This is a genomic window from Dictyobacter vulcani, assembly GCF_008974265.1.
GTDB classification, from domain to species: domain Bacteria; phylum Chloroflexota; class Ktedonobacteria; order Ktedonobacterales; family Ktedonobacteraceae; genus Dictyobacter; species Dictyobacter vulcani.
Genome location: NZ_BKZW01000002.1, coordinates 713,340 through 726,113, shown reverse-complemented (window position 1 = coordinate 726,113; position 12,774 = coordinate 713,340). Strand labels below are relative to the sequence as shown.

Sequence of the window (12,774 nt, the reverse complement as noted above, 5' to 3'; positions counted from 1 at the left end):
CACGTATTGCGTTGCTGGATGAGCCAACGGGAAATATGACAACGCTCTCCGATAACTTCCTACTGGGTGATCGCGGCTGGGCACATTTTTCCGCAACTTCCGATCTAAGCCAGATTGCTGTCACACACTCTGAGCAGCATCCTTATGATGTCTGGTTAGGAGAGCTCACCAACCAGGACAATCAGCCTGCAACAATTACCTGGCACCGCTGTACCCACCTCAATCCCCTGGCAGAAGAAACGCTGTCCCTGGCCTCCACTGAGCGTATCCGCTATGAAAGTGTTGATGGCTGGAATATTGAGGCTCTGATTACCTGGCCGAAAAAATCAGCGACTGCTTCTCCACCTCCGCTGATTGTTAACGTTCATGGCGGTCCCTCGGGAGCCTGGCAGGATGATTGGGACTTCTATCGCACTCAGACTCTGGCTGCGGCCGGATATGCGGTTTTATGTCCTAATATTCGCGGTAGTATAGGCCGTGGTGTCGCCTTTGCGGATGCCGTCATTGGAGATATGGGTGGCAAGGATTTACAGGATGTCCTCAAAGGGGTTGACTATCTGGTTGAACGCAAACTGGTCGATGGTGAGCGCGTTGGTATCATGGGTTGGAGCTATGGTGGCTTTATGACGGCCTGGGCGGTAACGCAAACGAACCGTTTCAAAGCGGCGATTATGGGGGCCGGTATCAGTGACTTCCATAGTTTTCATGCCCAGACCAATATCCAGGATTGGGACATGCGCTTTCTGGGTACAGTCAACGAGCCAGCCAACCCACTTACCGATATCGCGATCTATCGCGATCATTCACCGCTTACCTATGCCAGCCAGGCCACCACGCCAACCCTGATTGTCCATGGGGAAAAAGATCTCTGTGTCCCGGTCAATCAAGCCTGGGCTTTCTATCGCGCCTTGCTGGAACAGGGCATACCAGTAGAACTGATTACGTACCCTCGTGAAGGACATGGGCTCACGGAAAGAAAACATACGCTCGATTATATGCAGAGAACGCTTAACTGGTTCAATCGCTTCCTGTCCTGAACTATAAGTGTATATCTCATCAGTAATGTATGTGCCACGTTTGTGATATCGACGAAGTTCTGCCAGTTTATTTAGTGGTAAGCTCGCTAATTAAATGCCGCAGTGCACGTGGTGCAAACGGCTTGCGTAGCAGGGGCACGTCATCGGGCAGGATATAGCGAAACTGCTCCAGGGTGGGTCCGCTGACTGCGGTAATGATAATGACAGGTAGTTGCCAGGACGCGAATTCTTTCCGGATCGCGAAAAAAACGTCAGCTCCTGTCATTGTGCCTGGAAGGAGGAGATCTAAGACGACCAGATCATAGGGCTGTGCCTGTTGAGGAGATGCGGTAGGTGGAAAGATAGCTTCTAGTATAGCTAAGCCACTGCTATGCGTAGTAACGGTATGCCCATCCAGCTTTAACGTAGTTGATAAAAAGGCAAGAATGGCAGGGTTATCATCCAGAACTCCAATGTTCATTGTTGTAATTCCCCCCCCTTAGTAAAAATACAGGAATACACTAGAGTCAATCCGCTTATATAACTCGAAAAGCTTGAAAAACACTGATATAGAATATGCTTATCGTAACACACAGAGTGATTCTACGTAAATACATTTCAAGCATAGATATGACCAACGTCCTAAAAAGATGCGTGAGCGGAAGGAAGTCCTATTGCCTTGACCGTGTCAAAAGACTCAAGTAGAGTAAAGCGCGTATTTAGTTATTCGCCTATCTCTGTTCTAGCTATGCCACATCGTCTGGGGGAATCATGATTAGTTGTATCATCACCGCTTACAAAGAACCAAGGACTGTTGGGGTTGCTATTAAAGCATTAATAGAACAGGATTGGCCCGAGGAATATGAGATTCTGGTGGTATGTCCGGATCAAGAAACGGCCAGGGTTGTACGCATTTTTACTGAATGCTACCCTCAGGTACAGCATCTGGTTGACCGGGGCGAAGGAAAACCTGCGGCACTCAATCTGGCCTTGACGCAAATCAAAGGGCGTATCTGTGTCTTTACCGATGGTGATGTTGTGGTTCAGGAGGAGACGATTGCAGAACTGCTGACCCCCTTTGCCAATCCTCTGTGCGGCGCGGTTACGGGCCGCCCTGTTTCAGCCAACACACGCACTTCAATGCTGGATTATTGGTCACATTTGCTTACCGATGCAGGTGCCCATTATATTCGTTCACGCTACGCACAGCAACAGCGCTACCTTGATTGTTCAGGCTATTTATATGCGACCCTCAGCACGCTCCTGAAGCCGCTTCCAGTGGAGAGTCTGGCGGATGATGCCTACATTTCACAATTGATCTGGCAACAGGGTTATACCATCGCCTATGCCCCCGGGGCGCGCGTGGCGGTACGCTATCCAACCACGTATCGGGACTGGTTATTACAAAAAGTGCGTAGCAGCGCCGGGGCGGCGCAGACTCCTCAGCCACTCTCTCCCGGGGATAAAAACTATGTGCGTCCACCCGAACAGATGCGTTCGTTAAAACGTGAGGCAGTGAATGGTTTTCGCTCATCCCTGGCCTATGCTCAATCCAGCCATGAACAATGGTGGACCTGGTGCCTGTTTATGGCTCGTATTCATCTCTGGCTCTGTGTCTGGGTAGAGCTCCATTTAAAGCATCGCTCTCATCAAGATATCTGGCGGCGTGTTGAAACGACCAAGTAAAAAAGCCATTAAAAGAAAAACAAATTATTCCTATCTTTGAGCCTTTCTTACTCTTGAGTGGCTCCAGCAAAACATCTCTGATAAAGCATTGATTTTTATATATATTCCGTGTATGTTTATCATATAAAGTATTTTGTGGATCTACAAATGCCAGATTTTTTAGGAGAAAATCCTTATCAGGTCACGTTCAATATGCGGTAAGCTTATTTTTTAGTAACGCTTGTGATCGTTCCAATGCCAGACGATGGCAAAAGGAAAATAAGGTTCTCTTAGCGTGTATTTTAATCCATCCACAGCTATTGCGTTAACCAGACAAGGAGCGCCACTATGCAAAAAGTTTCCCTGCGGAAGGTGAAAACACCTGTTAGTTTTTTGCAGGAAAACAGTGAGGAAGTCTTACATTTTTCTTTGCAAGGCTTACTACCTTCAGGCCATACCCTTGCCCTTAATACCACACTTGGTACGCTTTCGCATCTTGTTTGTAAGGATGATCGTCCACATATGCTCATGGAACAGCAGTTTACCACGAGTGAAATTTGTGTACTCCTCCCTCTTCTCGATGCATATCCCTATTATTGTCCTTACGAAGTCTTGCTGGCGAGTTTCAATAGTGGTCGTGTAAATGATACCGCTGTTGCCCGGAGCCGCAAACGCTTACAGGAGGCCCAGGAAGCTGGTGTGTGGGATCAAGAGATGCGTCCGGTCCGCAATGTCCTCTCCAGGGCACGCTTGAAGACTCGCTCCTTTGGTATTGAGATTTCTTCAATTCTAGAGACTGGCTATATCTTGATGCAATTGCCCCGGCATAAACATCCAGAGGTTTAACCGTGATCCATTAGATGGGAACTATTCGTCTCAGTGATTTCGTCGCTGTGTAGTTGATGGGCGCGCAGGCGATAGACTTTTAGTGCCATCAGGAGCGGTAGCCTGGATGGCATGTGGTCTATATCCAATGGACAAAGCTTCTGAATCCGACCAATACGTTGGAGTAGCGTATTACGGTGCACATCTAAAGTACAGGCGGTTTTAGCAATATTTCCGCCACATTCCAGATAGATCTCTAGTGTGTCTAGCAGATTTGTTTTTTTGCGCAGATCGTGTCTGGCTAAGGCGAGTATACACTCTTGATACTGGTCACTCAGGGTATGCGTCTGGGTAAATGGATAGAGATAGCGATAGGCACCTAGTTCGGTAAAGTGGGTGCAATGAAGGTCGGTCTTGAAACAGGAGCCGATCTGTAAAGCTTCGCTGGCTTCAGCATAGCTACGGGGATAATCATGGATTGCCTGACAACATGTGCCAATACCTATTGAGATAGAAACATGGCTTTCTTGTCGACTATTTTTAAGCAATGGCTCCAACTGCTTATCTAAATACTCGATAGTAAGATCACTATCACATGGTAACAAACAGACAAGCCCGGTCTCCCGCTCATCTATTAAGACACCTGGATAGAGGGTTTGTAGACTCTGCTTGATGCGTGTGAGCGCAGTAGCATGGCGTAGCGCTCTGTCCTGTCGATGGGCGGTTGCCGCGTTGCTATCGTCAAGCGCTTCTGTGGCCTCTGACAATTCAACTAATGCCACCACATGGGATTTCGCCAGATCAAATCCTAAGATATAGGCATGCCTTTGCAGGATGGTTTCTGCTTCGGCCTTACCAGCTAGCAGATCTTCTACAAATGAGCTGATCAGGTTATTCTGGCTAATCATATCTTCTTCAACATAGCGCCGATGTTTGATTGCTAAGGCGGTCTGGTTGGCAATAGTATTCAGAAGAAGCTGCTCATCGCGATCGTAATAGAGTTCTCTTTGAGCGTAACAATTCAGTAAACCCAGGCATTCATTCCCTACGCATAAAGGAATACTGATAAAGGTCTGATATGCATTTTCGTGCAAAGGATTTAGCAGGGATATTTCCTTTGTCGTCAGCATTGGTAGTTGTCCTTGCAATGTAAATGTACGCAGATGTTCCCACAATGCAGGACTAATGTGGAGATTTTGTAACTGAGTATCACTATTAAGGATATCAGGATGGCTTGCACATGGCCGCAGCATGTCATTGGCTTGCCCCTGGAGCATAATCAGACAGAGATCGACATGTAATGACTGCACAACCATTTCTGTTAAAAGATGGAGCATTTCTGGCAAACGTAGGGGTAAGGTAATCGTATTAACAAGCTGAAAAAGTACCTCATGCAAGTCTGGTTGCTTCTTCTCAGTGGTTACAGAAGCACGTTGTGGAACCAGCGTATGAGCTGTGTTTATAAAAGGGAGAGTTTCAAAAATCTCTTCTTGTGCCAGACTATGCATCTTCATTGCGGCGCTTCCATTTCTTCTACACGCAACATTTTATAGGTACTTATGTTTTTTTACAAAGTTATCAGATAGCAATATTCTATAAATGGAAGTTGAAATCATTCTCAGCTTAGCACATTTTGTATACCCTGTCCATCCCAAAACACATAAAATTTATATAAAATTCTTCATGCAATGTCTTACAAAGTGAAATACAAGATTGGTATAAGACGCAGGTGATCTCAACTACAATGCACCACTTTATCCTCTAACAATACAGCGGTATTCACGATTACTATTCAATCGCATGCGACAATGCCCGGTTGATTTTCCTTTCAGGTCAAAATCCGCCAGGCGTTGTGATTGTCCGCCAGGGATACCACCTAATCGCGGCGCATATGGTTGTTAATCAAGTTGGAGAGATAATCAACTGCCTCCTGCTCGGTCATTTCAGGATGCAACTGACGAATATCGACATTACCACGGTGTCGATGAATGTGCATAATATCCGCTTCCAGATTCGCCTGGTAATCTTCATTTTTACCTTCATATACTTCATCTGATGCTTTTTCATTCTGGCATGTATGGAAAAGTTTCATTGGCTACCATCCTTTGCTGGAAATAAGGCTCCAGCCCACCGATTATGTCTTTTGTGATCATTGTCGATCGGGGTTTATTTTGTGTACTCGTTAGCAACAACTCAATGTGTTTGCTGGCTTGATCAAAAACCCTACATCTGATATAGCACCTGGCAGAATAGGCTTATTGATATGCCATTCAATCGTGTAAGCAAAAGCGTCTGATAAGCTGCCACCGTTACACATAAAGGATCAGCATACAGGTGCTGAGCAGCGGTGCTTGCAAGAGCCGCAAGTAAGCGGCATTCATGATGGTTTTCACTGATATCTTATACAACGTACAAGCCAATTCTCTAAACTAATATCCTTCTATATAACGCAGCTAAGACCTCCAATTAGTCCGCAGGTTCAGAGCTATAAAAAAGTGGGGAAAGATAATTCAGGGATTGTGCGTCTATTTAGCATAGCTTGTTTTTTGGCTGTTTGAGATTCATGCTACGTATAATAATGATGAATAAATATTTTTAGTTGTGTTCATAGAGATATGGATCAGGGGAGGCACAATTGCCAGGTGGTGCTGTTAAACAGAGAGAATTCAAATCCTATGGCCTGATGGCAGCCGTGTTGATCGCATTTGCGGTAGGTATACGTACGGTCCTTGTGCTATTACAATGGCCTCCGACCAATAGCGATGAAGGCATCATGGCTATTATTGCCGATGATATTGCGTACCATGGAAAATTTCCCCTGATGTTTTATGGTCAACATTATATGGGTATCCTGGAAGGCTATCTGGGTGCTCTTTTTTATCATCTCACTGGCGGTCCATCTATTGTGGCATTGAGACTCGGGGTAATTGTACTGATCGGACTTTTCTTTTTTGTGATGTATCGGCTCACCAGCATTATCTATTCAAAGGGAATGGCATTGTTCACACTCGCCATGATGAGTATCGGTTCCATCCCTTATCTGAGTCGTCAGACACTGGCTACTGGCGGTTCCACGGAGACATTATTGTTTGGTTCGCTCGCGTTTCTCATTGCAATGCTGCTCTCACTCTCATATGATCGTCAGGCCAGCGTGCGCAGTAAACTGTTGCGCATGCTGGGATATGCCTGTTTTGGGATTGTGGTGGGGCTTGGCCTCTGGAGTGATATGGTCGGACTCCCTCTTTATGCGATGGCAACCCTGCTGTTACTGATCAACTGCTGGCGGGATATTTTGATCTGGGGTGGATGGTTTGCAGGTTTGCTGGGAGGTGCCATTGGTCTATTGCCAACCATTATCTATGCGGCGACAACCAATATTCCTGAGGGAAAAAATCCACTGGGTATTTTGTTTGGGATGGCTGCAAGTACACCAATGAATGCGCCCCCTGAGCAATTAAGTCTCTGGCATAAGATTGTTGAAACATTTCAGGTAAGTCTGCCGACCGCCACCAGTTCTCCTTTTTGTCCGGTCATCGAGTATCCTTTTATGGGCGATAATACGCGTCGCTCTTTGAGTTGTGGCATCATCCAATCCAGTTGGAGTATCGGCTACCTGCTCTTGATGATTACCTCCATAACCATTACGATCCTGGCACTCAAACAACTTGGCAGGAATAAAACGGAAAGCACGGTGAGCGAACAGCATAAACTACGCGTGATTTTCATCACAAGACTGTGCATGTCTGGTGCCGCACTACTGGCAATTATCGTGTATATCAACAGTTCGGGTCCAATCAATCAGCCAGGCTATCACGCACGCTATATTGTCAGTCTGGTCGCGATTACACCAGTTATTCTGGCCCCTCTATGGTATGCCGCCCGACGCCTGCGCCCTGAACTCTCCTGGGCCAGGACACGATTGTATGGGAGCCGTATCATCCTTGCAGCTATCACCATAAGCTTGATTGCTGGCACATACATAGCTTTTACGGAAGTTCCTGGAGCCCGGGCAGCCAGTAGTCGTCGGCAACACCTGATTGAACAATTGACCGCGCTCCATGTGTCCTATCTCTATACAGATTACTGGACATGTTATAACCTGATCGTTGCCACCATGAATACGCAACATCCAATTATCTGTGCCGTCATTGACGATAAACTAAGTAACAGACATAATCGTATCAAGAGCTATCAAAAAGCGGTAGATACATCCAAAAGACCTCCTCTGATGTGCGCAAAAGACCTTAGCCTGACCACCAGAGATGTCTATAACTGTCTCCCCACCATAGAAGCGCTGGCAAAGGCAACAAACCATAAAATAGGGCCATATTTCGTACGACATGATCTAGATGGCTATGTCATGTACCGAGCCGAACCAAAAACATGAGCGAAATGTGCATCTCTAATAAGTCAAAGAACATTATTCTTACTTAACTTATTAGAGATACTATAGAAGTATTCAGCCCGACATGATAATATATACTGTATAAACAAATATCGTTCCTGTTAGAGATTTATTATCATGGAAGGATCGAAAAACACCCATGAACTTAAAAACAGCACGTGTTGAAATCATTACTGTTATCATTGGTGCTGCCGTTGCTCTTCTAGCTTTTTTTGCTGTCCCATATATCTCGCTTGGCTTTTTAGGGACTTATACTGCGCCACAAGTTGCAGGCGGACTCCTTGGATCTTCTTCTGCTAAACCGGCATTATGGCTAGAGGCTCTGGTGGGTTTCCTTATTCTGGCCCTGGCCGCCGGTGCTATTCTTGCTCCCCTTAAAGCCAGATTGTGTTTGTTGCTTGTCATTCCAATCAGTGCCATTACGCTCTTGATCATACTCTTTACTTACATATCCCAATCCCAGGAGCAAAGTATATTCGGTTCAACTGCTTCTTTTTATTCCACCGGCTTCTGGCTCTACGGGATTGGTATCCTTGTCTCTCTCGTGGGAGCAAGCATGAGCGTGAAACATTTCTCTGCTCATCAGGGCGGTAATATATATTCGCCACAGGCAAGTAACTTGCAGCAATCGCAGCCTGATAATATGTACCGTCCTCAGACAAACAATGAGCCTTATCAACAGCCTGGTTATCCACAGACGAATGATGCATATTATCCGCAAGCCGGTCACGTTCAGCATCCTCACCCTGATCACGTTCAGCATCACCAACCGACGAATGATGTACAGCATCATCCTTACACAGGTGACGTCCACCATCCACACAGCTAAACCACGGCACGGGGCGCATCTGATATCGCTCACCATAAATACAAACCGACCCGATGTATTGTATAGATACATCGGGTCAGCTTTTTCGGTTAGTTGTTTTCGCCTTATTGGTTGTTGGCGCCTTATTGGTTGTTGGCGCCTTATTGGTTGTTGGCGCCTTATTGGAACATACTACACCTGTCCCCAGGTAAATTTCTCCCAGCCCTGGATCTGGGTTACATTGGCATCGAGCGGGGTATTACTCTGGTCGGTGCGCGCACTGACATAATTGCCATTGGCCTGCGACTGGAGCGCGACCGTGCCATCGCTTTGAGGAAGCCAGGTGAATTTCTCCCAGCCTTGTAGCTGATTCACCATTGCATCCAGGGGAGTATTACTCTGATCCGTACGCGCACTGACGTAATCGTTATTCGCATGCGCAAGTAAGGCGATCTGTCCATTACCAGCGTCAATCACATCAAACTCTTCCCAGGCCTGGACCTGTGTCGCACTGGCGTTCAGAGGAGAGTTGGTCTGGTCGATTCTGGTACTCACATAGTTATTATTATTGGTGGCTCGCAGCCAGATAGTCTTGCCAACAGGTGCGCCAGAACCACCACCAGATTGGGTGCCACTCCATTTAAAGGTTGCGGCCGCTCCTGCTGGCAGCGTATAGGCAAAAGATTCTCCACCCCATTGCACGCTAAAGCTCTGGCTGCTGGACCCGGAATTGTAGGCGACAAGCACTTTCGTACCATCAGGATTCTTAAATGCGACATCCTGAATACCATTGCTGCCAGCGCTGGAGTCGATATGGTATGCACCTGGAGTAACAAACTTGCTGGCCTGACCCAGACCATAATAGTCTCCGTTATAGGTGACGTTACCGTTGTTTTGATCCACGCTCACCACACCACGGCAGGTAGAACAGGCTGCACCGGTCCCGAGATTAGGCTGACCATTAGGATCAAGCACCATGCCCCAGCGAACAACCGATTTTCCCCAGTTGCGGACGACACCGATAAGAAGGGACATGGTATTGGGGAAGCCGTTGCTGTTTTCCCACGCTCCTCCTGAACATTCAGTTTCCCAGGTATCTTTGTTGGGGTATGAGTTATGGACCGTTGTCTGGGCATCAACACTACCACCATAGCAATGCCAGGCCGTCCCGGCAGTATAAGAATTAGCCGTCGAGTCACTCAGGATCGTTGTGGGATAGCCTGTCTGATCCCAGTTGTGGTCATAACCCAGAATTTTGGTCGTAATGCCATTCTGGGCAAAAGCAGGCCCCAGATTGTTTTTGATAAAGTTGGTCTGCTGATCCGCCGGAAAAGACATACCAGGGTAGCCATTAGGTACATATAGCGGCTCATTCTGCGGTGTGATGGCATAGATAGGCAAGCCCTGTGCTTGATAAGCTTGCACATACTTCACAAAGTAGTTGGCATAAGCACTATAGGCGCTGGCGTTCAGGGTACCACCTTCCATAGAACCACTCGATTTCATCCAACCAGGGGGACTCCAGGGCGTACCCATAATCTTAATGGAGGGATTAATCTGTAATGCCTGCTTGAGTACAGGAATAATGTAGGCGTTATCATGACTGATCGAAAAATTAGCCAGCGAGGGATCAGTCTGTCCGGCGGGCATATCATCATAGGAATACTCACCAACGGCCGGGGCTGGTCGGGTTAGATCTGAAGCACCAATTGGCTGTCGCAGGAAATTCAGACCAATACCACTACTGGAATTAAAAAGATTGTTCATCAAGGTCGAGCGCTGGCTACTACTCATTTTGTTATACACCAACCATGCACTGGAGTCAGTCAGAGAAGCCCCAAAACCATCCATCTGCTGATAGGTCTGGTTCTCATTGACGTTAATCACGTTGCCGCTACCATTGCCATTAGCAAAGGTAAGGTTGGCCTGGGGAGCCAGATGGGTGCTCAGATCACCGCTCGTCAGCCAGACATTGACGGTCTCGCCAGCCGCATGTACCTGAGGGGAACTAAAGAAGAGAGCGACAATGCTATACAACAGGACCGTACAAATTACTGCGATGTTGAGTGCGCGCAAAGATCTCGCGCGAACAGGGGTCGACCAATACATAGAATCCTCCTTGAAACGAATGTCGGCCGTACACAAATATGGAATAAAAGATGGTCCATGGCTATCATGAATAGCCATCCTATAGATAACTGGACAACCTGTTATAAGGGTATGCAGACAGCAGAGTCTACAAAAAACACACAGAAAGCTGTGCCTGTTGCCTTACAAAGGTGCCAGTGACACAGGTATATGGCGCGTAGTAGTTGTACGTATACCTGAACTGAAGCTCCCGCGCTAAAGCGGTGGGGGTTCCAGAGGTTCGTCCCACGCTTTCAGCCCTGTTGCTGCGGCAGACAGGGCTGACTCTTGTAGGGGTTCCTCTGGACTTTCGGGCAGACGCGCTCTGGCTCGGGTGATGCCCAAGCTTCGGGGCAGATCCTGCCCCTCTTTCGCACGTTGAATGAGACGCTCGTGTGCTGCCCGTAGGCGCGCTTCCGCACCCTCCCAATACGGTTGGTAGTGGGCACACGAGGGAGTGGGATCTGCTGGATCGAGATAGGCGGCCAGAAAGGCCGAATACAGGTCGCGTTGGACCGGTCCCACCCCGCAGGCACAGTGATGCCAGCGCTGCGAGAGGGGCTTCTTGACCTTACGACCGCAGCCGTGGCACCATTGGCTCAGCGCGGTGCTGCGTGTGGGAACCTCAACAAGGATGCCGCCCGTGCTTGCAACGGTGCGTCTCAGCTGATCCACAAACATCCCCGGGGCTCGCAGTCCCACGCTCTTACCATACTGACGTTGCCACGCTTTGTACGAGATTTTTTCGATGATGATGGTGCTGCCCTGCGCGCACACCTGGTGCACCAGGCACCCGTGCAGGCTCTTGCGGTGGGCCGCTAGCTTCCGTTCTCTCGTTGCTTTGCGCCGACGCGTGGCCTGGTACCGGTGACTTTGCTTCCATTGCCGTTTCCTGCTGCCTTGCTTCTTGATGCGTCCCTGCTCGTCATAGTGCTCGGGATTGCCCGCACGCCGTTGCCGCTCCATCTGCCGCTGCAGACGACGGAGGCCACGGCCATCGGGGACCAGTTCGGCACAGAAGACCTGCACGCTTGCCTCTCCCTGCTGCGGAACCAGCGCCAGGGTCGAGGGTCCCAGGTCTCCTCCCACGATGCCCTGCCCTATGGCGTGCTTTGGCTTGTGGAGCGGCGTCCCCTCCAGGGCCAGTTGGACCACATAGCGGTTCCCGTACGCATCGGCTCCGGCTGCTCGGGGGCTACTGGCGGCACGTTGGACGAGGCGGGCGTACTTGATGCGGTGCCTGAGCCCATGCGCCACCACCGCATCCTGCCAATCGATGCGAGCAGGCACCTGGTCCCCGTTCCAGAGCAGCAGCCCGCCATTGCCCTCCTCGGGCGGCTGCAGGACAAAGCGCAGGCCGGTATCATTGCGCTTGTTCTCGATGCTGGAGAAACCACGTCCCCGGCTCTTGAAGCGCACCCGCCTGGCCTGACCCAGGCAGACACGGTTGAGGGCGCGGTAGGCGCGGGTGGCCAGCGTTTGAGCCAGCACGGCCTCGATGTGCTCGGCAATCCAGCCCACGCGCAGCCCTTTGACCGCCTCATGCAGACCAGCCTCCGTGAAACCATGTGCCTTGCGCAACGCCGCAAAGGCGGCGGCTCGCTCGCTCGTATGGGAAGGAGGCAGGACACGAGCGTGCTGCCACGCAGGGTCTGTCCGCAGACGTCGCAGACGTTTTTGGCCCTCGGAGAGGATGGCATTGTAGAGCTGACGGGCGGCTTCCAGGTGGGCACGCAAGCGGACGGCTTGCCCGGCATCGACCATCAATGGCAGTTCAAGCAGAAAGGTCGGCGTTGCTGGCCCTTTTCGCGGCTTTCGAGGTTCCTGCTGTTTCTTCGTCTGCTTCACGCTGCTCGCTCCCTCTACGTGTTTTCAATCTACACGGTGCTATTCTAGCAGAAAGAAAGGAGGAACGCAAGTTCTTACAC

General features: G+C 49.1%; 10 protein-coding genes. 5 read left to right on the top strand and 5 right to left on the bottom strand.

What is annotated here, in order from left to right; all coding sequences use genetic code 11:
- The first annotated feature begins 35 nt into the window (after positions 1-35).
- Positions 36-1,037, top strand: a complete 1,002-nt coding sequence (locus KDW_RS34095) for an alpha/beta hydrolase family protein (RefSeq protein WP_151757882.1) — start codon at positions 36-38, stop codon at positions 1,035-1,037.
- A gap of 67 nt (positions 1,038-1,104) precedes the next feature.
- On the opposite strand, the gene KDW_RS20825 is transcribed toward KDW_RS34095, so the two are convergent.
- Positions 1,105-1,497: a response regulator gene (locus KDW_RS20825; protein ID WP_151757881.1), complete on the bottom strand. Its 393-nt coding sequence runs from the start codon at positions 1,495-1,497 to the stop codon at positions 1,105-1,107.
- A gap of 290 nt (positions 1,498-1,787) precedes the next feature.
- On the opposite strand from KDW_RS20825, the gene KDW_RS20820 reads away from it, so the two are divergent.
- Positions 1,788-2,702 carry a glycosyltransferase family 2 protein gene (locus KDW_RS20820; protein WP_151757880.1) on the top strand — a complete coding sequence of 305 codons (915 nt, stop codon included), beginning with the start codon at positions 1,788-1,790 and terminating at the stop codon, positions 2,700-2,702.
- Between the two features lie 327 nt (positions 2,703-3,029).
- Positions 3,030-3,527 carry a hypothetical protein gene (locus KDW_RS20815; protein WP_151757879.1) on the top strand — a complete coding sequence of 166 codons (498 nt, stop codon included), beginning with the start codon at positions 3,030-3,032 and terminating at the stop codon, positions 3,525-3,527.
- Here the strand turns inward: KDW_RS20815 and KDW_RS20810 are convergent.
- Both KDW_RS20810 and KDW_RS20805 read right to left on the bottom strand, forming a co-directional pair.
- The gene (locus KDW_RS20810) at positions 3,524-5,020 is read right to left on the bottom strand and encodes a helix-turn-helix domain-containing protein (protein ID WP_151757878.1); all 1,497 of its coding nucleotides are present in this window, start codon (positions 5,018-5,020) and stop codon (positions 3,524-3,526) included. The genes KDW_RS20815 and KDW_RS20810 overlap by 4 nt on opposite strands.
- Positions 5,021-5,382: 362 nt before the next feature.
- Positions 5,383-5,598 (bottom strand): hypothetical protein, encoded by a 216-nt coding sequence (locus KDW_RS20805; protein WP_151757877.1) that lies wholly within the window; start codon positions 5,596-5,598, stop codon positions 5,383-5,385.
- Positions 5,599-6,141: 543 nt separating this feature from the next.
- Here KDW_RS20805 and KDW_RS20800 point away from each other — a divergent pair.
- Positions 6,142-7,893, top strand: a complete 1,752-nt coding sequence (locus KDW_RS20800; RefSeq protein ID WP_151757876.1) for an ArnT family glycosyltransferase — start codon at positions 6,142-6,144, stop codon at positions 7,891-7,893.
- Positions 7,894-8,050: 157 nt separating this feature from the next.
- Complete coding sequence (locus KDW_RS20795; protein ID WP_151757875.1) at positions 8,051-8,740, top strand: hypothetical protein; 690 nt, start codon at positions 8,051-8,053, stop codon at positions 8,738-8,740.
- Between the two features lie 171 nt (positions 8,741-8,911).
- Here KDW_RS20795 and KDW_RS20790 read toward each other — a convergent pair whose 3' ends face one another.
- Together KDW_RS20790 and KDW_RS20785 are read right to left on the bottom strand one after the other, a co-directional pair.
- Complete coding sequence (locus KDW_RS20790; protein WP_151757874.1) at positions 8,912-10,828, bottom strand: glycoside hydrolase family 30 beta sandwich domain-containing protein; 1,917 nt, start codon at positions 10,826-10,828, stop codon at positions 8,912-8,914.
- Between the two features lie 234 nt (positions 10,829-11,062).
- On the bottom strand, positions 11,063-12,694 hold the full coding sequence (locus tag KDW_RS20785; protein ID WP_151757873.1) for an AAA family ATPase: 1,632 nt from the start codon (positions 12,692-12,694) through the stop codon (positions 11,063-11,065).
- Positions 12,695-12,774 lie beyond the last annotated feature (80 nt).